General features: G+C 63.3%; 21 protein-coding genes and 1 tRNA gene. 14 read left to right on the forward strand and 8 right to left on the reverse strand.

Translation table 11 applies throughout. The features are described from left to right. Positions 1–5 precede the first annotated feature (5 nt). The 8 genes from MFF62_RS15155 to gloB all read right to left on the reverse strand — a co-directional run bounded on the left by MFF62_RS15155 (position 6) and on the right by gloB (position 11,461). Positions 6–1,178, reverse strand: coding sequence for an acyl-CoA dehydrogenase family protein (locus tag MFF62_RS15155; RefSeq protein WP_238263933.1), 1,173 nt, complete (start codon positions 1,176–1,178; stop codon positions 6–8). Positions 1,179–1,187: 9 nt separating this feature from the next. Beyond that, positions 1,188–2,039, reverse strand: a complete 852-nt coding sequence (locus MFF62_RS15160; protein ID WP_238263934.1) for an enoyl-CoA hydratase family protein — start codon at positions 2,037–2,039, stop codon at positions 1,188–1,190. A 283-nt stretch (positions 2,040–2,322) separates the two neighbouring features. Continuing rightward, entirely contained in the window at positions 2,323–3,117 is a 795-nt protein-coding gene (locus MFF62_RS15165; RefSeq protein WP_238263935.1) for an SDR family NAD(P)-dependent oxidoreductase, read from the reverse strand. Between the two features lie 2 nt (positions 3,118–3,119). Next, entirely contained in the window at positions 3,120–5,495 is a 2,376-nt protein-coding gene (locus MFF62_RS15170) for a bifunctional salicylyl-CoA 5-hydroxylase/oxidoreductase (protein ID WP_238263936.1), read from the reverse strand. Positions 5,496–5,684: 189 nt separating this feature from the next. Beyond that, positions 5,685–7,604 (reverse strand): propionate--CoA ligase, encoded by a 1,920-nt coding sequence (locus MFF62_RS15175; protein ID WP_283205347.1) that lies wholly within the window; start codon positions 7,602–7,604, stop codon positions 5,685–5,687. A gap of 83 nt (positions 7,605–7,687) precedes the next feature. Continuing rightward, positions 7,688–8,659, reverse strand: a complete 972-nt coding sequence (locus MFF62_RS15180) for a glycerophosphodiester phosphodiesterase family protein (RefSeq protein ID WP_238263938.1) — start codon at positions 8,657–8,659, stop codon at positions 7,688–7,690. A 151-nt stretch (positions 8,660–8,810) separates the two neighbouring features. Then, on the reverse strand, positions 8,811–10,505 hold the full coding sequence (locus tag MFF62_RS15185) for a transglycosylase SLT domain-containing protein (RefSeq protein ID WP_238263939.1): 1,695 nt from the start codon (positions 10,503–10,505) through the stop codon (positions 8,811–8,813). A 155-nt stretch (positions 10,506–10,660) separates the two neighbouring features. Further along, positions 10,661–11,461, reverse strand: a complete 801-nt coding sequence (gene gloB / locus MFF62_RS15190) for a hydroxyacylglutathione hydrolase (protein WP_238263940.1) — start codon at positions 11,459–11,461, stop codon at positions 10,661–10,663. 11 nt (positions 11,462–11,472) lie between these two features. Here gloB and MFF62_RS15195 point away from each other — a divergent pair, with 11 nt between their 5' ends. From MFF62_RS15195 to MFF62_RS15260, 14 genes are all read left to right on the forward strand, one after another. Then, positions 11,473–12,285 (forward strand): class I SAM-dependent methyltransferase, encoded by an 813-nt coding sequence (locus tag MFF62_RS15195; protein WP_238263941.1) that lies wholly within the window; start codon positions 11,473–11,475, stop codon positions 12,283–12,285. Between the two features lie 48 nt (positions 12,286–12,333). After that, entirely contained in the window at positions 12,334–12,771 is a 438-nt protein-coding gene (rnhA, locus tag MFF62_RS15200; protein WP_238263942.1) for a ribonuclease HI, read from the forward strand. 39 nt (positions 12,772–12,810) lie between these two features. Next, positions 12,811–13,548 (forward strand): DNA polymerase III subunit epsilon, encoded by a 738-nt coding sequence (dnaQ, locus tag MFF62_RS15205; protein WP_238263943.1) that lies wholly within the window; start codon positions 12,811–12,813, stop codon positions 13,546–13,548. A 139-nt stretch (positions 13,549–13,687) separates the two neighbouring features. After that, a tRNA-Val gene (locus MFF62_RS15210) sits at positions 13,688–13,762 on the forward strand. Between the two features lie 169 nt (positions 13,763–13,931). Beyond that, positions 13,932–15,185 (forward strand): tyrosine-type recombinase/integrase, encoded by a 1,254-nt coding sequence (locus tag MFF62_RS15215; RefSeq protein WP_238263944.1) that lies wholly within the window; start codon positions 13,932–13,934, stop codon positions 15,183–15,185. Further along, positions 15,185–15,907: a hypothetical protein gene (locus MFF62_RS15220; protein ID WP_238263945.1), complete on the forward strand. Its 723-nt coding sequence runs from the start codon at positions 15,185–15,187 to the stop codon at positions 15,905–15,907. Before MFF62_RS15215 ends, MFF62_RS15220 begins: the two co-directional genes overlap by 1 nt. A 40-nt stretch (positions 15,908–15,947) precedes the next feature. Continuing rightward, on the forward strand, positions 15,948–16,922 hold the full coding sequence (locus tag MFF62_RS15225) for a hypothetical protein (protein ID WP_238263946.1): 975 nt from the start codon (positions 15,948–15,950) through the stop codon (positions 16,920–16,922). Between the two features lie 364 nt (positions 16,923–17,286). Then, the gene (locus MFF62_RS15230) at positions 17,287–17,409 is read left to right on the forward strand and encodes a helix-turn-helix transcriptional regulator (RefSeq protein WP_238263947.1); all 123 of its coding nucleotides are present in this window, start codon (positions 17,287–17,289) and stop codon (positions 17,407–17,409) included. Between the two features lie 1,013 nt (positions 17,410–18,422). After that, positions 18,423–18,596 carry a helix-turn-helix transcriptional regulator gene (locus MFF62_RS15235; RefSeq protein WP_238263976.1) on the forward strand — a complete coding sequence of 58 codons (174 nt, stop codon included), beginning with the start codon at positions 18,423–18,425 and terminating at the stop codon, positions 18,594–18,596. Positions 18,597–18,607: 11 nt separating this feature from the next. Next, a complete protein-coding gene (locus MFF62_RS15240) occupies positions 18,608–19,342 on the forward strand; it encodes a hypothetical protein (protein WP_238263948.1) in 735 nt (244 codons plus the stop codon). A gap of 281 nt (positions 19,343–19,623) precedes the next feature. Then, positions 19,624–19,893: an Ogr/Delta-like zinc finger protein gene (locus MFF62_RS15245; protein WP_283205348.1), complete on the forward strand. Its 270-nt coding sequence runs from the start codon at positions 19,624–19,626 to the stop codon at positions 19,891–19,893. Positions 19,894–20,175: 282 nt separating this feature from the next. Beyond that, positions 20,176–20,355 (forward strand): hypothetical protein, encoded by a 180-nt coding sequence (locus MFF62_RS15250; protein WP_238263950.1) that lies wholly within the window; start codon positions 20,176–20,178, stop codon positions 20,353–20,355. Continuing rightward, complete coding sequence (locus MFF62_RS15255) at positions 20,348–20,689, forward strand: DUF1484 family protein (protein WP_238263951.1); 342 nt, start codon at positions 20,348–20,350, stop codon at positions 20,687–20,689. The genes MFF62_RS15250 and MFF62_RS15255 overlap by 8 nt, the downstream gene beginning before the upstream one ends. Before the next feature lie 8 nt (positions 20,690–20,697). Next, positions 20,698–23,499, forward strand: coding sequence for a toprim domain-containing protein (locus MFF62_RS15260; RefSeq protein ID WP_238263952.1), 2,802 nt, complete (start codon positions 20,698–20,700; stop codon positions 23,497–23,499). Positions 23,500–23,975: the final 476 nt, after the last annotated feature.

Consider the following 23,975-nt stretch of genomic DNA (forward strand, 5'->3'; position numbering starts at 1 on the left):
GTCCGTCAGACCTGGCGACCGGCTAGCGTCTCGCGCGCGATGATCAGCTTCTGTACCTCGGTGGCGCCTTCGTAGATACGCAGCGACCGGATCTCGCGGTACAGGCATTCCACACGCGTGCCCACCTTGACGCCCAGGCCGCCAAAGATCTGCACGGCACGGTCGATCACCTGCTGCGCGTTCTCGGTGGCCACCATCTTGGCCATTGCCGCCTCGCGCGTGGTGCGCTGCTGCCGCACGTCGCGCAGCCAGGCGGCGCGGTAGGTCAGCAACGCGGCCGCGTCGATGGCCGTCGCCATGTCGCCGATGGCCGCCTGGGTCAGTTGCAGGTCGGCCAGTACGCCGCCGAACATCGGGCGCGACGTGGCGCGGGCCAGCGCGTCGTCCAGCGCAGCACGGCCAAAGCCCAACGCTGCCGCAGCTACCGAGGCGCGGAAGATGTCCAGCGTCATCATCGCCACCTTGAAGCCCTGCCCTGCGTCGCCGAGCCGGTTGCCCACCGGCACGCGGCAGCCGTCGAACCGCAGCGTGGCCAGCGGATGGGGCGCGATCACGTCGATGCGTTCGGCGATGGTCAGTCCGGGCGTATCGGCGTCCACCACGAACGCGGTGATGCCGCGTGCGCCGGGCGCCTCGCCGGTGCGTGCGAACACGCAGTAGAAATCTGCGATGCCGCCGTTCGAGATCCAGGTCTTGGCGCCGTCCAGCACGTAGTGGCTGCCGTCGTCAGAGAGCCGCGCGCTGCACTGCATCGCCGCCACGTCCGAACCAGCCTCGGGCTCGGACAATGCGAATGCGGCGATGGCCTCGCCCCGGGCCACGCGCGGCAGGTAGCGCTCGCGTACGGCGTCGCTGCCGGCCAGCGTGATGGCGCCCGAACCCAGCCCCTGCATCGCGAATGCAAAGTCGGCCAGGCCATCGTGGCGGGCCAGCGTTTCGCGCAACACGCACAGCGCACGTGAATCCAGTGCAGGCAGCGCGCCGCCGTAGGCCGCCGGCACGCAGTAGCGCAGCCAGCCGACCTGGCCTAATTGGCGTACCAACGCGCGGCATGCGGCGTCGGCATCGTGGTGATCGATATCGCGCAGCGCTTCACCGCACCAGGCGTCGAGTTTCGATTCCAGCTCACGGTGGGTGTCGTCGAAGAACGGCAGGTCGAGATAGGTCTTGTCGCTCATGCGGGCTCCTCAGTCGCCTTCGAACACGGGTTTCTGTTTGGCGACGAACGCGTCGTAGGCGCGCCGGAAATCGCGGGTCTGCATGCAGATGGCCTGCGCCTCGGCTTCGGCCTCGATGGCTTCGTCCACGCCCATGTTCCATTCCTGATGCAGCAGCTTCTTGGTCACGCCATGCGCGAATGTCGGGCCGGCCGCGATCTGCGCCGCCAGCGCCTGCGCTTCGGCCAGCACCGCGTCGGACGGGTGCAGTGCGTTGAAGAAGCCCCATTGCAGCCCTTCTTCCCCGCTCATCGAGCGGCCCGTGTAGAGCAGTTCGCTGGCACGGCCCTGCCCGATCATGCGCGGCAGCAGCGTGCAGGCGCCCATATCGGCACCGGCCAGGCCCACGCGCACGAACAGGAAGGCGGTCTTGGCCTGGGCCGTACCCAACCGCATGTCGGAAGCCAGCGCCATCATCGCGCCCGCGCCGGCGCAGATACCGCCCACTGCGCTGATCACTGGCTGCGGGCATGCACGCATCGCCTTGACCAGATCGCCTGTCATGCGCGTGAAGTCGAGCAGTTCGGGCATGGACATGCGCGTCAGCGGCCCGATGATCTCGTGCACGTCGCCACCCGAGCAGTAGTTGCCGCCCGCTCCGGTAATCACCACGGTCTTGATGTCCGTGGCGTAGCACAGCGCGCGGAACAGGTCGCGCAGTTCGGCATAGGAATCGAACGTCAGCGGATTCTTGCGCTCGGGCCGGTTCAGCGTAATCGTGGCCACTTTGCCGTCGGCCGACACGGACCACAGGAAGTGCTTCGGCTGGTAGTCGGCAAACGCGCGCTTGTGGTGGCGCATGTCCAGGGCGATGTCGGTCATTGATTGTCTCGTTGGTGCTTGTCTTTGTTGGTGACTCCCCTCTCCCGCATGGCGGGAGAGGGGAGCAAAAACTGGGTGGTGGAATCACCGCTGCGTCTACTTCCACTTCTGTCTCTACTCCCCTCTCCCGCATGGCGGGAGAGGGGTTGGGGGTGAGGGCTTGAGGTTCTGCTTGCCGAACACGTCGCAGGTTGCACCGCTGGCCCTCTCCCCCAGCCCCTCTCCCGCAACGCGGGAGAGGGGAGCAAACCGGCGCGGGGAGCTAACCGAACTGGATAACGACTTACCCCGCCATTACCTCGCCCCCCGCCACCGGAATTGCCTGCCCGGTAATCGCCGATGACGACGGCCGGCACAGCCACGCCACGGCATCAGCCACTTCTTCCGGCTGCACCAGCCGCTTCTGCGGGTTGCGTGCCGCCAGTTCCGCGCGTGCCTGATCCTCGGTGCGGCCGGTCTTGCCGACGATATTGGCCACCGCGTCGCGCACGATGTCGGTTTCGGTGTAGCCGGGGCATACCGCGTTGACCGTGATGCCCTTGGCGGCCACCTCCAGTGCCAGCGCGCGGGTCAGGCCGATCACGCCGTGCTTGGCCGCGCAGTAGGCGCTGACGTAGCCATAGCCGATCAGCCCGGCCGTGCTCGCCACGTTGACGATGCGGCCCCAGCCCTGCTCCAGCATCGCCGGCAACACCGCCTGCGTGCACAGGAACGTGCCGGTCAGGTTCACGTCGAGCATGCGCTGCCACAGCGCCAGGTCGGTCTTGCCGAACGGTGCGCTGTGCGCCTGCCCGGCGTTGTTCACCAGCAGCGTGACCGGCCCGCGCTCGCCGTTGGCACGCGCCACGGCCGCCGACACCTGGTCGGCATCGGTGATGTCGGCGGTCACCGCGCCCAGCGCCGCGCCGTCTGCGGCCAGCGGCTCCAGCGCCTGCATCGCGGCGTCGAGCACCGTGCAGTCGCGGCCCAGCAGCGTCACGCTGGCGCCCTCCTCCAGCAACCGGCGCGCCACGGCGGCGCCGATGCCACGTCCACCGCCGGTGACCAGCGCATGGCGTCCCTGCAGCGTCATCGCCATGGCTACTTCCCCGGTTGCTGCGCGTACGATGTCGCACGCGCAAGATTGGTTTCGAGCTGCCGCTTGCCGGCCACGTACTGCTTCGGCCACGTGACGTCGCGGAAGCCGAGTCTCGCCGCCTCGTGCAGCGTCCATGCCGGATCGGCCAGATGCGGCCGGGCAATCGCGCACAGGTCGGCCCGGCCCGCCGCGACGATGCTGTCGACGTGATCGGCCTCGAAAATGGCGCCCACCGCGATGGTCGGGATGCCAGCCTCGTTGCGGATGCGGTCGGCGAACGGCGTCTGGTACATCCGGCCATAGACCGGCGCCTGGTCGGGGCTCACCTGGCCCGACGAGCAGTCGATCATGTCCGCGCCGGCGGCCTTGAACGCGCGAGCAATCTCCACGGCGTCGTCAGCCGTGATGCCGCCCTCCACCCAGTCGTGGGCCGAGATCCGCACCGACATCGGCTTGTCCTGCGGCCACACGGCACGCACTGCTGCAAAGACTTCCAGCGGGAACCGCAGCCGGTTGGCCAGCGTGCCACCGTAGTCGTCGGTGCGCTGGTTGGTCAGCGGCGAGATAAAGCTGGAGAGCAGGTAGCCGTGCGCGCAGTGCAGTTCCAGCCAGTCAAAGTCGGCCTGCGCCGCGCGCTGCGCGTTGGCCACGAAGTCGTCGCGCACGCGGTCCATGTCGGCGCGGGTCATTTCACGCGGCACCTGCGAGATGCCGGGCATGTACGGCAGCGCCGACGCCGATTCGAGCGGCCAGTTGCCGTCTTCCAGCGGATGGTCCATCTTCTGCCAGCCAAGCTGCGTGGAGCCCTTGCGCCCGGCGTGGCCAAGCTGCATGGCGATCTTTGCGTCGCCGTTGGCGTGCACGAAGTCGACAATGTGCTTCCAGGCGTCGCGCTGGGTGTCGTTCCAGAGCCCCGGGCATCCCGGCGTGATGCGCGCATCGGGCGACACGCAGGTCATCTCGGCCACCACCATGCCGGCGCCGCCCATGGCCCGCGAGCCCAGGTGCACCAGGTGGAAGTCGCCGGGCACGCCGTCGACCGCCGAATACATCGCCATCGGGCTCACGATCACGCGGTTCTTCAGCGTCACGCCGCGTACGGTGTAGGGCGTGAACATGGGAGGGAGCGCCGCGTCGCCGGATGTCGCACGCAGCTTCAGCGTCTCCGGCGGCACGCCGGCCTGCGTGGCCAGCCATTGCTCGAAGCCATCGACGTAGCCAGCGTCGCGCACCCGCAGGTTCTCGTGCGAGATGCGCTGCGAGCGCGTCAGCAGCGAATAGGCGAACTGCTCGGGCGCCATGCCGGTGTAGCGCTCGACGTTCTCGAACCATTCCGTGGAATTGCGCGCGGCGTTCTGGATCTTCAGCACCTCCACGCTGCGCGTGGCCTCGTAGCGCGTCAGCGCATCGGGCAGGCCGTCCACGCCAGCCGCGCGCTGCGCGCCGATCTCGTTGGCCAGGTCGATCGCGTCCTCCAGCGCCAGCTTGGTGCCGGAACCGATCGAGAAGTGCGCGGTGTGGGCGGCGTCGCCCATCAGCACCACGGGCACCCGGCGACCGTCCGCCAGCGTGTTCCAGTGCACCCAGCAATGGCAGATCACGCGCGGAAAGCGGATCCAGCTTGCCGAACCGCGCAGGTGCGTGGCGTTGGTGATGAGCTTGTGGCCATCCAGATGCCGCGCGAACAGCTTTTCGCAGAACGCGATGCCGTCTTCCTGGCTCATCTGCTCGATGCCGGCGGCGCGCCAGACCGGCTCGGGGGCTTCGACGATGAACGTCGACGTGCTGTCGTCAAATCGGTAGGCATGCGCCTGGAACCAACCGTGCTCGGTCTTTTCGAACGCGAACGTGAACGCGTCAAACAGCTTGTGCGTGCCCAGCCAGACAAAGCGGCACTGGCGGGTGTCGATATCGGGCGCGAAGGTCTCGGCGTAGCGCGTGCGGACGCGGCTGTTGATGCCGTCGGACGCAATGACCAGGTCGGCGTTGTACTGCTGCGCCAGCGCCTGATCGTCGGACACGTCGGTCTCGAACACCAGCCGTACGCCCAGCGCCTCGCAGCGAGCCTGCAGGATGTTGAGCAGCCTCTTGCGGCCGATGCCGATAAACCCGTGGCCACCCGAGCGGATCGTGCGTCCGCCAATATGGATGTCGATATCGTCCCAGTGATTGAACGCGGCGTTGATCTCGGCCGCGCTGACCGGGTCGGCCTGCTTCAGGTTTTCAAGCGTGGCGTCCGAGAACACCACGCCCCAGCCAAATGTGTCGTAGGGACGGTTACGCTCCACCACCACCACATCGTTGGACGGGTCCTGCAGCTTCATCAGCAGGCCAAAGTACAGCCCGGACGGGCCGCCACCAATACAGAGCACGCGCATCTGACAGTCTCCTGCACGACACCGGCACGCAGCCCATGTCGCTCTACATCAGGGTTAAATATTTTATGCTTAAAATATTAGAGCGCTGGACGGGCGCTGGCAAGAGGAATTTTAGGTCCGGGCCGATGCGCTTCCCTCCCCGGCAATACTCGAAAATTAGCCGAGAAGGGAAGATATCGTCACATGAGGTCATCCCAGCGCGGTTTTGACCTGATCCAGCGCCGTCGGATCCTCGATGGTCGTCAGGTCGCCTGGATCACGTCCTTCGGCCACGGCCTGGATGGCGCGTCGCAGCAACTTGCCCGAGCGGGTCTTGGGCAGCGCATTGACAAAGAACACGCGGGCCGGCCGCGCCACCGCGCCCAGTTGCTGCTCCACGGTCTTCATCAGCTCGCCCTCGAAGGCCATGCGGTCGGCGTCGGTGCCGGTACGGCTGGCGTCGCGGGCGATGCAGAAGCCCAGCGCCACCTGCCCTTTCAGCGCGTCCTGCACGCCCACCACGGCCACTTCGGCCACGCCCGGATGCGACGACAGGCTTTCCTCGATCTCGCGCGTGCCCAGCCGGTGGCCCGCCACGTTGATCACGTCGTCGGTGCGCCCAAGGATAAAGATATAGCCATCGGCATCGCGTACGCCCCAGTCGAACGTCGAATAGCACTGGCGATTCGGCACCGCCGACCAGTACGTGCGTACAAAGCGGTCGTCGTCGCCCCAGACCGTGGTCATGCAGCCGGGCGGCAGCGGATAGTCGATGGCCACCACGCCCTTCTGGTTCGGCTGGCACTCTTCGCCAGTCACCTCGTCGACGATGCGCAGGTCGTAGCCATAGGCCGGCACGCCGGGCGATCCCAGCTTGGCGGGCAGCGCTTCCACGCCGCGCTGGATGGCGATGATCGGCCAGCCCGATTCGGTCTGCCAGTAGTTGTCGACCACGGGCTTGCCGATGCCGTCCTGGATCCAGCGCGCGGTCGGCTCGTCCAGCGGCTCGCCGGCCAGGAACAGCAGCCGCAGGCTGGACAGGTCGTGGCGCCGCAGCAGCGCCGGGTCCTGCTTCTTGAGCACGCGGATGGCCGTAGGCGCGCTGAACATGATGTTCACGCCATGCCGCTCCACGATGCGCCAGAGAATGCCGCCGTCCGGGCGGATCGGCGTGCCCTCGTACATCACCGTCGTCATGCCGGCCAGCAAGGGCGCGTAGACGATATAGCTGTGCCCCACCACCCAGCCCACATCCGATGCCGTGAACATGGTGTCGCCAGGCTTGCCGCAGAAGATGTACTCCATCGACGTGGCCAGCGCCACCGCATAGCCGCCGGTATCGCGCTGCACGCCCTTGGGCTTGCCGGTGGTACCCGAGGTGTAGAGCACATACGACGGCTCACTCGATTCCAGCCAGACGCACGGCACCTGCTGCCCGGCCACCTTGTCGCGCCAGGCGGCGTAGTCTTCGTCGCGGCCCGCCGTGCGCGGCATGTCGGCCAGTTGACGGTCCACCAGCAGCACCTTGTCGGGATGATGGCCGGCAAGCCGGATCGCTTCGTCCAGCAGCGGCTTGTAGGGCACCACCTTGCCCGCACGCGATCCCGCGTCGGCGCTGACGATCACCTTCGGCCGGGCATCGTCGATGCGCGCGGCCAGGCTGACCGATGCAAACCCGCCAAACACCACCGAATGCACGGCCCCGATGCGGGTGCACGCCAGCATCGCGAACATCGCCTCGGGAATCATCGGCATGTAGACCAGCACGCGGTCGCCGCGCTGCACGCCCAGCGCCTGCAGCGTGGCCGCCATGCGGCTCACTTCGTCATGCAATTCACGGTACGTGTAGATGCGCTCGCTATCGGTTTCGGTCGACACGTAGACCAGCGCGCGCTGGTCGGCCCGTTCGGGCAAGTGCCGGTCGATGGCGTTGTGGCAGATATTGGTGTGCCCGCCGACGAACCAGCGGGCAAACGGTGGATGGCTGTCGTCGAGCACGCGCTCGAACGGGGTTTCCCAGTGGATCCGCGCGGCCTGTTCGGCCCAGAATCCGGCCTTGTCAGACAGGGAACGCGCGTGCAGGGCACGGCTTGCCGTCATGATGTGTCTCCTCCGCTTTGTCGTTTGAATCGTGAATGCGGTGCGGATGGCGACGGCCTGCCGGTGGCGATGTACTGCGTCCCGCGTCGGGCGATTGCAACTAGCTATTGGGACTAGTTATTGCATCGCGCGGGGTCCTGCATCACCTGGGCACGAATGCCGGCCATCTCTTTTGGAGAATCTACCATGACCGCATCGAGACCCAGCCGTTTGGCCTCGCAATAGGCGGCAATGTCGTTGACGCCAAACGCCACAAGGTTGGCGCGCGTCTTTTCGCGATAGCAGCGCACGGAATCCTTGGTCCAGAACACCGCGCGCACCGCCGAGCGCCCCTCCCCCAGGGTGAACTGCTCCACCACCTCCACGTTGCGTCGCAATTCGAATCCGGCCCACGCGCCCGAGGCGGGCAGTGCGCCGCAGGTCTGGCCCAGCGTGGCGCCCACCAGCCGGTTGCGCGTGGCATCGCGCGACTCGAACAGGCGCGCCCGGGGCCACGCCGCGAACGTGCGCTGGAATTCCGCGTCGGTCGAATAGATCAGTACGCGCCCCCAGGCGTTCTCGGCGGTCAGCAACTGGGCCACGGCCACGGTCAGCGGCTCCGCCGGCGTCGACTTCATGTCGAGCACGACGGGTATATCAACCGGAATCGCCCGCAAGGCATCGCGCAGCGTGGGAATCCCGACTGGCCGGCTTCGATAGGGATAGTGCTTGATGCCGCCCGGACCGGTCTCGGCGAAATTCCATCCGGCATTGAGCTGGGCCAGCGCAGCGGCTGACCAGTCGGCCACCCTGCCGCTGCCGTTGGTCAGCGCGCCCAGCGACGCGGGCCGGTACAGCACCGGCTCGCCGTCAGCACTGAGCTGGACCGACAGCCACATCATGTCCACCTGCCGCGCCAGCGCGGCTTCGATGGCGACCAGTGTGTTTTCTGGACGATCGGCGGTGCCGCCGCGATGGGCGATCAGTTTCGGGACGGGGAATGAGGCATTGGCGGCGGCATCGGCGTCGCTGCGCACGGTATCGCACGCGGCGCCCATGCATGCCGCGACGAGCGGCAATCCGCAGAGCGTTCTGAGAAGGGACATCGGCAAAGGAGGCACCAGACGGGAAGGTGCCACTTTGACCGGGCCATGCCACTGCAGTCGTTGACGGCTGTCAACGCAAACGGAAAGGCAAAAGAGGAGGCGGGAGATCAGTCGCCGCCCCGGCGCCAGGCGCGGGGCGGAACATCGTAGATCAGCGAGACTGGCTCTTGCCAGCCTTGGCGGAAGTGGTCGACTTGGCTGGCGCCGGCTTGCCGGAGGGCTTGGCGGCGCCCTTGTGCGGCGCGGCTTCCACCACCACACGCTTGCGCGGCTCGGCCTTGTCGGCTTTCGACGCCTTGGAGACCGGCGCCTTGTCAGACTTGGCGGCAACGGTCTTGCCGCGCGACTTGCCATGGGCGGCGCCACGCACGGGTGTATCGTCGCCGTCGTCGCCACGCTCGGCGCGCGCTGCGGCAGCCGAATTGGGCCGCAGCATCAGCACCAGGCTTTGCCCGGCCACGAGCTTGCTGCCCGACAGCTTGTTCCACGACTGCACCTGGTGCGTCGACACCCCATAACGGCGCGCCACCGACGACACGGTGTCCTTGCGGCCCGCCTTGACCACCACGCGCCGGGCGTCGGGTACATCGGGCTCGACGGCCAGCATCGCGGTGTCCACCAGCGACGCGCTGATGTCCTGGTCGTGGCGTTCCGTGCGCGGAATCATCACCGTCGATCCGGCCTTCAGCCGCATGCCCTTGGGAATGCGATTGATCTCGCGCAGCGTGTCGGCATCGACATTGAGCCGTGCGGCCAGTGCTTCCACGCGCTCGCGGCTGTCCACGGTCATGGCCGTCCACGTGGAAAGCCCGCCCCGGTACGTATTGAGGTTGTACTGGAAGCGCTCGGCGTTATCGAACGGCAGCAGGATCTGCGGATTCGCCGCACCCAGGATCACGGGCCGGTTGAACGACGGGTTCAGCGCCTTGAATTCGTCCAGCGGCATGTTGGCCAGCTTGGCCGCCAGCGCCACATCGATATCGCGCGACGTGGTGACCGTCACGAAATACGGGTGGTCCGGAATCTCGGGCAGCCGTACGCCATACGCGGCCGGGTTGGCGATGATGTTCTTCACCGCCTGCAGCTTCGGCACGTAATAGCGCGTCTCGTTCGGCATGGTCAGGCTGGCGTAGTCCGTGGGCAGCCCGCGCGCCTGGTTGCGCGCGATGGCGCGCGACACGGCGCCCTCGCCCCAGTTGTACGCGGCCAGCGCCAGGTGCCAGTCGCCAAACATGTCATAGAGCCGCGACAGGTAGTCGAGCGCGGCGTCGGTGGACGCCAGCACATCGCGCCGCTCGTCGCGGAACATGTTCTGCTTGAGGTTGTAGGACTTGCCCGTGCTGGGGATGAACTGCCACATCCCGGCCGCCTTGGCCGTGGACTCCGCCTGGGGGTTGAACGCGCTCTCCACGAACGGCAGCAGGGCCAGCTCGGTCGGCATGTTGCGGCGCTCCAGCTCCTCCACGATGTGGTAGAGGTAGCGGCTCGACCGCCCCACCATCCGCTCCATATAGTCAGGCCGCGCCGCGTACCACTGCGTGCGGTCATCGACCAGCGTGCCCTCCAGGTCCGGCATCGCAAAACCCTTGCGGATGCGTCCCCAGATATCGCTGGACGGGCCGCGCAGCCAGTCCACGCTGGTCTGGTCGACGTTGACGACGGTGCTGCTGGAGCGCATGCCGGGCTTGCCGGTGCTGTTCAGGGTGTTGAGCGGGTCCTTGGGAGAACCGGCTTCCAGGGCGGTCGGCGTGCCGGACATCTCGCCGGCGGGCGGTGTGGGTGTGCTGGCGCAGGCTGCAAGCAGCGCGGCACACGCAACTACCGCCAGAAATCGACCAAATCTCATTAATTTCTCTGAAAGTGACGCCAAAAATTTCGCCTGATCCTATGGAAAAGGTGGGTTGGCGTCAATGAGATTTTCCCCAAGATGCAATTTGGACATCATGCGCTACCTGGCGGGCGCTCCACGGCTCCCGCCTGGCTCGAAACGTCTGAAATGTATCAGCGGAAGTTGTCCTTCCAGCCGCGCAAGGCGCCGAAAGCCGCGGCATCGCTGCTGACGTCGCCACCCTGGGCCTGCACCGCGTGGCGCACCGCCGGCTCGCGCGAGCGCAGGAACGGATTGACTGCGCGCTCATGGGCCACGGTGGTGGGCACGGTCGGGGTATCGGCCTGGCGCAGCGCATCTACCCGATCGGACCAGGCCGACAGGTCGGCATTGCCGGGCTCCACGGCCTGGGCAAAGCGGACATTGCTGCGCGTATATTCATGGGCGCAGTAGACCCGGGTGTCGCCCGGCAGGGCTGCCAGCTTGTCCAGCGACGCCAGCATCTGGGCGGGCGAGCCCTCGAACAGGCGCCCGCAGCCGCTGGCAAACAGGGTATCGCCGCAGAACACCACGTGGCCGGCCCCGGGCAGGTCGCCGGCATAGGCGACGTGCCCGGCGGTGTGGCCCGGCACATCGATTACCCGGAAGCTGGTGGCCGGGTGCGCCAGCGTCACGATGTCGCCCTCGCGCACGGCCTGGGTGCGGTGCCCGATGCGCTCGCCGGCGGGGCCGATGACCGGCATCGGGGTGCCGTCGGGGCCGGCCGGATGCGCCTCCAGCAGATCGGATACGCCACCCTGGTGATCGCCATGGTGATGGGTGATTACAATAGCGCCCAGTGCCAGCCCGCGTTGCGCCAGAAAGCGCTCCACGGGCTCGGCCTCGCCTGGATCCACCACGGCGGCGCATTGGCCGTCGTGGATGGCCCAGATATAGTTGTCCTGAAAGGCGGGGATCGGCTCCACTTTCAACATGTGTGCTCCTTATGTCCAACCGACCGATTATAGATTGGGAAGAATGGCTGGCATCGCCACCCGGGCAGTACATGCTCGAATGGGAGGCCCAGCAATATGACCGGACGGTAGCGGACATCTTCGGCTATCACGCGGTGCAGCTCGGGCTGCCCCATATCGACACGCTGCGCGAGAACCGCATGCCGTTCTCGGCGCTGGCGCTCGATGGCCGCGCCGGCCCGCACGGGCCCCGCGAGACCCATCCCGACGCCCGCCAGCTGCTGTGCCGCTTCGACGAACTGCCCTTCGACACGCAGAGCATCGACCTGCTCACCCTGCCCCACATCCTGGAATTCTCGGAAGACCCGCACGAAGTGCTGCGCGAGGTATCGCGCGTGCTGATGCCCGAAGGGCGCGTGGTGGTGACATGTTTCAACCCGATGAGCCTGTGGGGCGCGCGCCAGGGCCTGAACCGGCTGGGCGCCACGCCGTTCCTGCCCAGCGACGCCCAGACCATCGGCTTCGTGCGCATCAAGGACTGGCTCAAACTGCTGGGCTTCGATATCATCCGCGGCCGGTTTGGCTGCTATTGCCCGCCGTACCGCACCGACCGCTGGCTGCAGCGCGCCGCCTTCATGGAAAAGGCCGGCGACCGCTGGTGGCCGATCTTCGGCTCGGTCTACATGATCTCGGCCATCCGCCGCGTGAAGAACATCCGCCTGGTGGGCCCGTCCTGGAAGAATGCCAAGCCCACGCTGACGCCCGTGTCGGCCCCGGTGGCCACGCCCACCGGCACGCACGGCAAGCACGGCAAGCACCACAAGATCACCACACCCGGCGACTAACCAGCCCGGGGCACCCCCGAATCCAGATTCAAGATGCCAGATCCATCCATGCAAGAAGTCACGATTTACTCCGATGGGGCCTGCAAGGGCAATCCCGGCCCTGGCGGCTGGGGCGCCGTGCTGGTATCCGCCGGCCACGAGAAAGAGCTGTTCGGTGGCGAAAACCCCACCACCAACAACCGCATGGAGCTGATGGCCGTGATCGAGGCGCTGCGTGCGCTCAAGCGGCCCTGCGTCATCAATATTTATACCGATTCGCAGTATGTGCAGAAAGGCATCAGCGAATGGATCCACGGCTGGAAGAAGCGCGGCTGGCAGACAGCCGACAAGAAGCCGGTCAAGAACGCCGACCTCTGGCAGATTCTTGACGAATTGCGCCAGCCCCACACGGTGGAATGGCACTGGGTGCGCGGCCATAACGGCCACCCGGGCAACGAACGCGCCGACCGCCTGGCCAATCGCGGCGTGGAATCGATCAACACCTGACCGGCGTCCCGCCCGCCCCAGCGATTACAATCCTGCCCCATGCGACAGATCGTTCTCGACACCGAAACCACCGGCCTGAACCACGCCACCGGCGATCGCCTGATCGAAATTGGCTGCGTGGAACTGGTGAACCGCCGCCTGACCGGCCGCAACCTGCACTTCTACATCAACCCGGAACGCGACGTCCCCGAGGACGCCGTGGCCATCCACGGGCTTACTGCCGACTTTCTGGCCGACAAGCCGAAGTTTGCCGAGGTCATGCACGACATCCAGGATTTCGTGCGCGACGCCGAACTCATCATCCACAACGCTGCGTTCGACATGGGCTTTCTGGAGATGGAGTTCAAGCGCCATGACCTGCCCCCGTTCCGCGGCCACGTGGCCAACGTGATCGACACCCTGCGCGAAGCACGCCAGATGTTCCCCGGCAAGCGCAATTCGCTCGACGCGCTGTGCGACCGCCTGGGCGTGAGCAACGCCCACCGCACGCTGCACGGCGCATTGCTCGATGCCGAACTGCTGGCCGAGGTCTACCTGGCCATGACGCGCGGCCAGAACTCGCTGGTCATCGACATGCTGGACACCGGCACCACCGGCGGCGAAGCCCGCGCCACCGCCGACCTGTCCGCCCTGACCCTGCCCGTGCTGCTGGCCACCGAGACCGAAGTCTCGGCCCACGAGGGCGTGCTCAAGGAACTGGACAAGGCCAGCGGCGGCAAGACCGTCTGGAAGATCGAAGTCCCGACCGAAGTCCCCGCCGACGCCACGGTCCAGTAACCTCCAGTATCCCTGTGCCGAAGCCCTCACAACTTTTTCGCAAAAACCCGAAAAAATGGCTTTACAAGATACTGACCCATCGGCATAATCTCGTTTCTCCGCTGCACGACACCAGCAACAACGGTGACGAAGCAGTAAGGGGTGGTTAGCTCAGCGGTAGAGCACTGCCTTCACACGGCAGGGGTCACAGGTTCAATCCCTGTACCACCCACCAGTACAATGGTTAGCAACACCTTACGTTGCCTGAAAACCCCGGCGCCAAGCGGCTTCCGGGGTTTTTTGTTGCCTGTCGTTGCCCATGGTTGACCAGTACCAACCATCACTTTTTGGGGTACGTATGCGGGTATGGGGGTATAGTTTTCAGGGTACGGAGTTTTCACACCATGCCCAAGCGAATCCTTCCCCTCTCTGACATCCAGTGCCGCCAGGCCAAGTACAGTCCTGACGGAGGCAACCGCCTCCGCGACGGCGGTGGCCTCTATCTGGAATTGCTCCCGAGCGGCGCCAAGAAATGGCGCATGAAGTATCAGAAGCCCGGGTCGAAATCCGAGAACCTGCTCACATTCGGCGACTATCCAGCGGTTGGCCTCAGCGCGGCTCGCGAGCGGCGCGAAGCGGCACGCGCACAGCTGACCGATGGCACCGACCCAGCTCTTGCCCGCGACGTGGCCCGAGCCACAGTCTCCGAAGCCGCACGCAACACCTTCCGTGCCGTTGCAGAAGAGTGGCTGAAGCACAGGAACGATACGTGGAGCGCCGGCTACGCTCAGAAGACCAAACAGCTGCTGGAGCGCGATCTCTACCCCGACCTCGGCCAGCATCCCATTGCATCGATCACACCGGCATTCCTGCTCACAGTTGCACGCAAGATCGAAAAGCGCGGCGCCTATGAAATGCCGCGCCGCGCCCTGGTCACCGCCGGCCAAATTTTCCAGTACGCCATAGGTACCGGGCGCGCCACGGTCGACGCTTCTGCCGGCATGGTCGCTCAATTGAAGCCCCGGCCACCGGTTCAGCACTATCCGCACGTGACGGACGTGCAGCTGCCCGACCTCCTCCAGCGCATTGATCGATACACCGGAAGGCCTGAGACCGTCGCCGCCGTGAAGCTGGCCGTCTTGACCTTTATTCGCGGTGGAGAGCTGCGGTACGCAGAATGGTCGGAGTTCGATTTCGAGAATGCGGAGTGGCGTGTGCCATCCGGCCGCATGAAAGGTCGCCTGTGGCACAAGCTTTCCGGAACGCCGCACGTCGTCCCGCTGTCGCGCCAAGCTATCGCCCTCCTCGAAGACCTGAAGCAATACACGGGACACTTCGCCCTATTGTTCCCCGGTGCCGTCAGCGTGCTTAAGCCTGTCACTGGCGAGGCGATGAACAAGGTGTTTCATTCGATAGGCTTCAAGGGCCAACAGACGGTCCACGGGCTCCGTGGCCTTGCGTCGACGCTCCTGAATGAGTCCGGTCTTTTCGACCCCCGGGTTATAGAAGCGCAGCTTTCCCACAAAGAGTCCAACCAAACGATCGCGGCATACAACCACGCCAAATACATGCCCGAGCGGCGTCGCGTAATGCAGTGGTGGGCCGACTTCATCGATGAACATGCCGCGTCCAATCCTGCGGAAGCAAAGGCGGCGTAATGCACAACGACACCATGACTGCAGATTCAATGGACGCAGTATCGCTACTGCAAGACCAGCTCAACAAGACGAACCAACAACTGGAGGAAATGTTTGCAGAAGCCTTCGGCGTTTCGATAGGCGACGGATTTCCCGAAGTGGAAGACGACTATGAGAAGCGATTCGGCGTTCGTCCAAATGGAAATCTGATGGTGTTGTTTGGAGTTCAAGACCGCGAGATGCTCGCGGACAACTCGGACGACCCACCGAACATTTCCCCAGAAGCACGTGTCATGGCGGAGGCATGTGCAGCTGCAACGGCGGCGTTTCTACGAAAGCTTACGCCTAGCAGCGTCTATAACGAAGCGATCCTCGAAGACATCGCCGCGGCCGTCTTCAACCTCAGTGCAGCGCAAGGACAGATTGAGTGCAATCAGCTGCCGGAGGCATTGCACTTCGTTATGGAAGCAAAGTTCTATCTAGGCGCTAGCCACGGCCTACTCCAACGCCGGGAAGCGGGACGACAGATCGCATCGAAAGGTGGAAGGAAGCGGGACGACAATTTCCGCCCTCATCGTGAGGCAGCCTTCAAGTACATCGCCGAGTACATCCCGCCTTCCATGTCGGCCCAAGAAGGGGCATCACGCATGCTAAAAGCTGACGTTTTCCCCTTTTCCCACGGCAAGCTTGCAGAGCTCATACGAGAGTACCGCGCGGCGGCGCAGCAGCCTGAGCAACCATAGCGCGTGATGTTCCTTCGGACTACTACCGAGAGCAACAACTATGGCAATCCCCGAGTACGAGTATTCAGTCGAGCAATGCGACGTTCCTGAAGTCCGGCGAAAGGTCCTGGGCGAATATCGGGTTTTCCGCCGGAAATGTCTCGACTACCTACGCGGCCCTGCGGACACTGCGGTAACGACACAGATTCACGACCTCGCCTGGCACACAGTGGTATTCCGCACGCTCAATGAAGCTCGCAGGATTGAGCCCGAACGAGCCATTAACGGCGCGATGTGGGAACTGATTACTGCTGGATATGCCACGATCATGACAATGGGCATACGCAGGCTGGTCGACAAAAACCCGCAGACTGACTCCGTTTGGAACCTAATTGCACAGGTGGAAAAACGCCCCGAACTTCTGACGCGCGAGAACTTCGTCTGCCATGACGGGATTCGCTTTGATTACCAAGAAGCGTATCAGCAATACGTCCAGTCACTGAACAACAGCACGGGGGCCAGTTCGAGCTGGCTTCCCACCTCCGGCCCTCAGGCTTGGGGCACATCACAAATGCTCCACAAGGCGTTCGACGAATTGTCAGGACCGTCGAAAAAGCGTAGGCGTACGGATACTATCCAGCCCGCCGTAATTGCGAATCTGAAAGAGCAACTGGGCCATCCATCGATCAGAAAGGTCTGCACCATGGCAGACAAAGTGGTCGCGCACGCCGAGCGCTTCGCAGAGAACGGGAAAAGTGCCCCGACAACGACCTATCTCGAAATTGATGATGCGCTACGCATCATTGTGCAGGTCACGAACTTTCTGTCGTCGAGATTCTTCTACGACGCGGCATTCGGCTCGGTCGTTCCCACCCCTCAATTCGACGTATTGGAAGCCTTAGACCAGCCATGGGTCACCGCCGAAAATCTGCCCAAGCTACAAGAGCATTGGCACGAGCTCAGCGAAGCCATGGACCGTTGGGCGTACGACCCAGGCGCGGAAATCCTACCCAATTCCTTAAACGACCAGAGCTGAAGGCAACCCCATTCAGCGAATCTCGAAATCATCTAAATCGGAGAGCCACTTAGTTCGACATTCGTCGTGCTAAGCAAAACCCCGAGGGACGTAGCACTTCGCCCCTCAGCCTAGCTCCAGCTATTAGCAAACACCAGCCTCCTGAGTAACCTCATGCCATCGCAACGCATCTGCAACAAATGGCTAGATGAGGCTACCGATGGCAACCAAAGCCCAACGATCCGTGAGAGCCAGCAAGGCTCGGCCCACCAAAGATCGGACTCCCCCTCCACCTCGCCTTGAACACCTTCCGCACCTCGGTCGGGGTCGCTGGCAAGACATTGCCCCGTTCGTCGGCATCAGCCGCGAAAAGTGGCGCCAGCTCGTGAACGAAGGCAAGGCGCCCCCTCCCCTTCGGCTCACCACCCGCTGCACCCTCTACGACTTCTCGGCGGTCCATGCCTGGATTGCCGACCCCGCAAATTTCAATGCCAAGGAAGCCCAATGACAGCCACTCCTAGCACTCGCGCGCACCTCGCCGGCACTCAGACCGCTGCGCGGTATCTGACCCGCCTGGAGACTTGCGCAACCCATGGCGCCTGCATGCCCTATTCGGAGCTTCACAGACAGCTCGTGGCCTTGGGCGGCCTTCATCGCGAGGAATCCATTGGCTTCCTGCAACACCTGCAGGACCAACTGCAGTTGATGCACTGCGGCCCCGCCCGAAATGCAGGAGTGGCGCTGCCCGGGACCATTGGCAGCATCGTGCGAAGGCACATCGATGAGTGGTACTCCGGAACGTCCAACCGCTCCCTTGTCGATGCTCTTAGCGACGCCGTTATCGACGTCCTCACGAGTCATCCACGTGAGGCGCCACATCTCGCGAACTCAGGCCTTTGGCTACAGGCGACACATGACGTCATTGTCGACGGCACCCCATTTCGTCCGACATACATGCCGCCGTGGGACCCCACCCCAGCGCCCTCCACTCCGACAAACAGTGCTGGAGGTGCGTAATTCTGCGTAATTTCTTGCAGGGTGCAGTCTGCCTTGCAAGGTAACTCCGGCGCGGCGCCATGCCTCTAAAACGGGTGCATAAAAACCACTCGATGAAGCGCGCGGGTGAGGCGGGGTCTCAACCGCGCGCTGAGGGTACACAGCCCCTCCCTATCCCGTCGTGACGATGCACGCGTCCTGAGCGCGTCCTAAACGTTCGTAGCACATCCACATCGATGCTCTCGCAAATGCAGCAGCATGCTGCGCGCCCCACTACGCCCGCCACCTTGTTGTTAACGACAACGGCACAACACGATGCCGTTGCGATGACCGGCGCGCTATCGGGACACTGTGTTCGCTCTGTGCAGCATTGAGTAACGCCGAGCAATACGGAACCGTGTTGCTCGTACCTTTGAACCTAGATGAGGAAGACAGATGATGAGTCCGCAAGCCGGCATCTCCACGGCATGCACCGTTCCCGGTCTCGTCCTGCGCGACACGGGGACTGCGGAAGCAGAACGCTTCATGCGACTGCCTGAAGTCGTGGCTGTTTGTGGCCTGCCTGCATCGTCCATCTACGACAGGATGCGGCGCGGCGACTTTCCGAAGCCCGTGCCATTGGCTGGCAAAAGCGTGGCCTGGCTCTCCAGCGAGATCAGGCAATGGATGCAGTCACGCATTGCGTCACGTCGGACGTAACCTAAATCACCATGACCGAAACACTACTTATTGAGAACTTGCAGGTCGCCCTGACCCGATACAACGACGTGGCGGCCGCTTTCACTTCCGCGCGCGATAACGTGAGCCGAATCAAAGCGGATCTGGAGAAGAACACGAAGGCCGCTGATGCCGCCGACGCTGAAGCACTTGCTGCACGCAATGAAGCGGCGGCACTGATGCGAGACGCCGGCGCGTCGATGAAGCATCTCCGGGATCTCAAGGGCAAGGAGCGGGCCGCATACACGCTTGCAGAGGACTACCGCTCCATCATTGCCGAGATCCAGCTCGCTCTTGATGAGGCGATTCTCGACGCGCGTATCGCACACCGCGAAGAAGCCGATTCCTACAGCGCCGTTCTGAATCAACGCGCCAAAGAGCTGCTCAGTTCGTCGGGCCAAATGCTCCTACCTTTCATCCATGCAATTCATGTGCTCGCAGATGCGTATGCATGCCAGGCACGACGGCCCGGAGGCGCGCAGTGGGAGCAGTTGGGCTACAAGACGGCAATTGACGCCGCCCTGGCTGACGCTTATGCGGTCGTCCATCATGGTGTCAGCGAATATCAAGCGGAGACAGAGCAAGACGATGTTCTTGCCACCATTGAGCGGCCATCCGGACGCAGCAACTTTGAACCCGCCTACCACGCGGCAGCACAAAAGCTGCGTGCCGAACTCTCTCAACGCAAAGCACGGCTCCGCGAGGCAGCCGTCAGCACTTCCAATTGAGGTCAAACATGCAAGCAAAAAAATGTCCGAAGTGCCGATCCCTTACCCCCGCCGAAGGCTACGTCGAATGCGGCAGTGGAAATCGTGAGGCGCTGTATCGCTGCAAGAACTTGCGCTGCGAACACATGTTCTCCCGCTCCGACAGTACCCGCCTCAGCGAAAACACCGAGCGGTACTCGTCGCAACCTGACGACACCATCACAACCGACTGCTGACATCACTGCACACGGGCGGCGGCGTGGCTCGCCGCCCTTGCGAAGGAGCATTTGCTTTCTATGAGAATGGACTGCCCTCACTGCGGCTCGAAATCGAATATTCGCTCCAGCCGCCCGGCTTCCCGCATGACGCGGGAGCTTTACTGCCAGTGCACAAACCTCGACTGCGGGCACACGTTTGTCAGCCTGGTCGAAGTGGTCCGGACCCTGTCTCCAAGCAGCATCCCAGACCCGGATATCGCCCGACAGCTCGCAGGGCGCTCGTCCAACGCAGTGCCGGCGCCCGAACAAGCCGCGATCCAACCACTTTCCGCCCAGGTGAGGCCGGGGAGATAGCAACCTTGACAGCCTGAACCAGATGATCAAGAATTCGAACGTCACCGAAACAACGGTGACCGGGCGTGGAAACCCGGAACAACCCAAGGCGGATAGCCGCCCATGCGGCATTTTTTTCGTCCGTAGCGTACGCGCGCGCCTAGACTTCTATGGCGGGCCGGGCGGGGCAGCCTTCGGGCTGGCCGGTCACCTTGGGTACCGGTTTTCCACCCCCGCTGTCGGGCCCGCCACCCCTCACGTGGAAATGAGCGGCGGGCCTCCAACATACCCAAGGAGGCCGCAATGCGTGCTAATGCCCTCGCTCGCCCTGAGCAGACTGTATTCCCCGAAATCATTGCCATTGTTCGTGTCGCCCTGCGCGATGCAGTTGACGCCCCCACAGAGCGCGCATCACTCGACATCGTTGGCGACGCCCTGGTCGCCGTCGCTACCATCGCACAAGCGGAGGTGCGCCATGCATAAGGCTCAGCGTCTGACGGGCAACGAGCTCGCCTTCTTCCGCCAACGCGATATGCTGTCGCAGCTCGTGTCGCAGATCCGGCCTACAAACCGTCGATCCAAAGCGGAGCTGTCCAGTGCCGTTGCCCAAATCAATGCATTGAGCGAGAGCATTCGGGAAACCGCACAAGACAGCTGCTATGAGTTGTTGAGGGTAAGCGCCGGCCTTGAAGGCATCCTGCGCTTTCTCGACCTTGAGAGCGATCGATCCCCCGCTCATCACAGCCTGCATTGCTTGCTGAGCCCTCTCAAACACCGCCTGGACGAAGCACTGAGCCATGTCCATGACATGCTGTGAGGCCGCCCATGCATACACAGCACAATCCCGCCCTCCGCGCTTGGTTTGATGAACTCAAGCGCAGCATCGATTTGCACGACGTAGCCGAGCGATTAGACCTGAGGCGCAGCGGCGCCAAGGGCAACTATCACAGCCCTCACCACACCGACAAGAGCCCCTCCCTGTCGATCTATGACAATGGACGTTCTTGGAAAGACTGGTCTACCGAGACGGGCGGATCCTGCATCGATCTTGTAATCCATTGCCTACCCGACATCGGCGGTCCGATGGACGCTGCCAAGTTGCTGGGGGACTGGTACGGGAAGCCCATGCCAAGCACCGAACCGCGCGGGCTTCCAGCGAAGAAAAGCACTGAGGAATACATCGCGGATAAGGCTCGCGCTGATGCAAGCCCTGCGATTTCATATCTGTCGAGCCGGGGCATCGATGAAACGGTCGCGCGCCGCGCCATTAAGGCAGGCACCCTTGGATGGAACACATGGCAAAGCCACAAGGTTCCAGCCGGCGAAGTTGGCCACGGCGGGCCCGCAGCCGCGTTCGTCGTGTGCGAGCCGGGTACAGGTCGCGTTGTGGCCGTGGACCTTCGGTACGCAGATCCAACGTTGAATGGCAACGTCAAGACGCAATGCCAAGGTGAAAAGCTCGGACACGGATGGACGAGCGACGCCATGCGACTGCGGCGTGCACACACGGTGTTTATTGTCGAAAGCGCCATCAATGCACTGTCCGTCGAGTCGTGTCATCTTGCCGATGGCACCGCTGCGTTTGCCATCCGTGGCACCACCAACGTGGACAAGATCGATTGGACTTTTCTGCGCGGCAAGCGCGTCTTGATTGCGCTCGATCACACTGATGCCGTCAATGAGCGAACCGGACAGCGTGCCGGCCTATCCGCCGCGTGGAAGTTGTCAGAAGCCCTAACAGCTGCGGACATCGGTGCGATGTTCGTTGACATGCAAGATTGGGAGGAAGGACAGGACATCAACGATGTCCTGCAGCAACATGGAGCCGATGAGCTGACCAAGCGGCTAAAGCGTCTTGAGCCGTGGCTGATACCAGGCATGCCGGGAGGTGGTGAGCGCCTCGAAGGGACACGCCGTGTTTTTCTCCCAAGCCATGACTTCGCGGTCTACTGGCGTTTTCGCGTCAAGGAAGACTTCACGCAATACGTGCAGAAGTATAAAGAAGGGGACGGTGACGATGACCCGCCACGCCGATCCGAAGAAGTGGGCGATCTTTGTTCGTTTCGCGTCGCCGGATTCTCCCGGCTGCGCATTCAAAGCCATCTTGCGACTATCAACGGCACACCAGACAACCAGCCAGAGACGGTCTTCGGCATCAGCGCGCAGGTGCCGCGTCATGGTGCAGTCCTACAGCGCGAGGTTGTCGGCGATGACAAGCTCTACAATCTCGAATGGTGGCGCGGGAAGTTTGGGCATATCTGGATGCCCGCCAACTTCGCGCGGATGGTCAACATCTTGGAGCGGGCTGCCGAGCTCGGCGCGCGTGACGTAGTCAACTTTGTCGGTCTCGCGTGGCGCGGCGGCGAGCTCGCTGCGCTAGAGGGCAGCGACTGCTATTTCATTGAGCCGCAGAAGCAATGCCTGTACTACAACATGACGTTTCCGCGCGGAACGCGCCAAAACGCGCGCGCAGTCATCAAGGCGTACCAGGCTACCTTCCGGAACAATGCCGCCGCCATAGGGCTTGTGTGGGCGCTTGGGACGCATCTGAAGACGGTTCTCGGCTTCTACCCACATCTGCAGATGCAAGCCGAAAAGGGCTCGGGAAAATCCAAGCTGCTGGAAAGCCTACAAAGCACACTCGCCTTTCAGGTTCTGTCTGGCCAGATGCTGAAGACGGACCACCGCCGCCGCGCCTCCGTCTCATGGACTACGCAGCCCGTGGGATGGGATGAGTTTTCCAAGCTGCCCAAAGCCGTTCTATCGGACATCGACGGACTGCTGCAGTCCACGTATCGCTTCGAGTTCACGCGTGTGGGGTCGTCTCTCACGCCATACCTGATGTGCGCCCCCGTCTTGTTGGCCGGTGAAGAAGTGGACGTGGCCAGCCTGCAGTCGAAAATCTGCCGCACGTCGCTATCGGTGGCCAAGCAGGGTGCAATCGTCCCGCACAGCACGCCGCAGTTTCCGGTATGGGAATGGCTTCAGTTTCTTGCCGCCATTGAGCCGGCACGCATTAGAGACCTTCACGAAGCCTTCATCGCTGAGTGTGTGAAACGCAGCGGTGTCGCATCGCCTGACGCCACCGCGCGGCGCATGATGGAGAACTACGCGGCGGTCATGACAGCGTGGGCGTTGTTGGCCGAGTTCGCCGACATCGATGTCGACCAGGGCGGATTTGTGGAAGATGTCCTGGCGGAAATGACCGCACACATCGCAGAAACCGATGGTGCACGCCTGCCGTGGTTCTGGGTAATGGATGTCTTGCTTTCCGAGCTTGCGGCACGCCGCTTTGAGTTCCCCCGCTGCTGGGACACTGTGCAGACCGATGAAGGCAAGGTCATGGCTCTTTTCGTGCGGCCGAGCCACGTCATGGACCATATCTCGACGGCACCGCACTTGCGGCAGAAGTTTGATTCGCTGCCCATCAAGACGGCACGGATCTTCAAACAGCAGTTGCTGCAATCCGGCGTCGTCCCAAAGCATGCCGGCAAGCTGCTGGACGATGTTGAAAAGCGCATCCACGGGCGGCGCCATGCCCATATGACGGCCATCAGCGTGCCGAATCTGGAACGGCTCGGCCTGGAGGCCATACCTGAAATCGAAGACGCTCGAAGTCCGCCGTAGTGCCCGCAGCGCCCTCTTCCAAGCCCGCCATGCGCGGGCTTTTGTTTTTTGGCTGCGCCAGCGCTCTCGGACAGATGTCGGCCTCGCTGGCTAGGCCAACATCGAGTTCCCTCTAATCCGTTGGAAGCCGCACAATGTGAAAAAACTCGTGGCGGCGTGTAACTCGCTCCGTAACCCTTTGATTTCCAAGGAAACAAGCCCCACAGCTTCGCCCGCTTTTGCCACGTTTTTGCCGCCATTTGCCACACCGAATGTTCAAGCTACCCTCCCCCATTTTCTTTTCTTTCTCTTTTAAAATCAAAGAGAAAGAGAAAGAATCGTTGAAAACGGACGGACAGCGACGTGCCACAGTTTCGAGGCACTGCCTATTTTTTAAGCCACGGATTCGGAAGGAAGCCACACAGAATTTCGTGGCATTCCGTGGCGGGTTAGTCCGTTGATTTATATGGCTTCGCGGGCGATGCGAGCGCGTTGCC

This window comes from Cupriavidus pauculus (assembly GCF_022179805.1).
GTDB classification, from domain to species: Bacteria; Pseudomonadota; Gammaproteobacteria; order Burkholderiales; family Burkholderiaceae; genus Cupriavidus; species Cupriavidus pauculus_E.

Coding starts and splice junctions, on each gene's coding strand:
- MFF62_RS15170 (WP_238263936.1), bottom strand. CDS start 5,495: ATGCGCGTGCTCTGTATTGGTGGCGGCCCGTCCGGGCTGTACTTTGGC.
- dnaQ (WP_238263943.1), top strand. CDS start 12,811: ATGCGACAGATCGTTCTCGACACCGAAACCACCGGCCTGAACCACGCC.
- MFF62_RS15195 (WP_238263941.1), top strand. CDS start 11,473: ATGTCCAACCGACCGATTATAGATTGGGAAGAATGGCTGGCATCGCCA.
- MFF62_RS15240 (WP_238263948.1), top strand. CDS start 18,608: ATGACCGAAACACTACTTATTGAGAACTTGCAGGTCGCCCTGACCCGA.
- rnhA (WP_238263942.1), top strand. CDS start 12,334: ATGCAAGAAGTCACGATTTACTCCGATGGGGCCTGCAAGGGCAATCCC.
- MFF62_RS15245 (WP_283205348.1), top strand. CDS start 19,624: ATGGACTGCCCTCACTGCGGCTCGAAATCGAATATTCGCTCCAGCCGC.
- MFF62_RS15255 (WP_238263951.1), top strand. CDS start 20,348: ATGCATAAGGCTCAGCGTCTGACGGGCAACGAGCTCGCCTTCTTCCGC.
- MFF62_RS15180 (WP_238263938.1), bottom strand. CDS start 8,659: ATGTCCCTTCTCAGAACGCTCTGCGGATTGCCGCTCGTCGCGGCATGC.
- MFF62_RS15220 (WP_238263945.1), top strand. CDS start 15,185: ATGCACAACGACACCATGACTGCAGATTCAATGGACGCAGTATCGCTA.
- MFF62_RS15235 (WP_238263976.1), top strand. CDS start 18,423: ATGCGACTGCCTGAAGTCGTGGCTGTTTGTGGCCTGCCTGCATCGTCC.
- MFF62_RS15250 (WP_238263950.1), top strand. CDS start 20,176: ATGCGTGCTAATGCCCTCGCTCGCCCTGAGCAGACTGTATTCCCCGAA.
- MFF62_RS15160 (WP_238263934.1), bottom strand. CDS start 2,039: ATGACCGACATCGCCCTGGACATGCGCCACCACAAGCGCGCGTTTGCC.
- MFF62_RS15215 (WP_238263944.1), top strand. CDS start 13,932: ATGCCCAAGCGAATCCTTCCCCTCTCTGACATCCAGTGCCGCCAGGCC.
- MFF62_RS15225 (WP_238263946.1), top strand. CDS start 15,948: ATGGCAATCCCCGAGTACGAGTATTCAGTCGAGCAATGCGACGTTCCT.
- MFF62_RS15155 (WP_238263933.1), bottom strand. CDS start 1,178: ATGAGCGACAAGACCTATCTCGACCTGCCGTTCTTCGACGACACCCAC.
- gloB (WP_238263940.1), bottom strand. CDS start 11,461: ATGTTGAAAGTGGAGCCGATCCCCGCCTTTCAGGACAACTATATCTGG.
- MFF62_RS15165 (WP_238263935.1), bottom strand. CDS start 3,117: ATGGCGATGACGCTGCAGGGACGCCATGCGCTGGTCACCGGCGGTGGA.
- MFF62_RS15185 (WP_238263939.1), bottom strand. CDS start 10,505: ATGAGATTTGGTCGATTTCTGGCGGTAGTTGCGTGTGCCGCGCTGCTT.
- MFF62_RS15260 (WP_238263952.1), top strand. CDS start 20,698: ATGCATACACAGCACAATCCCGCCCTCCGCGCTTGGTTTGATGAACTC.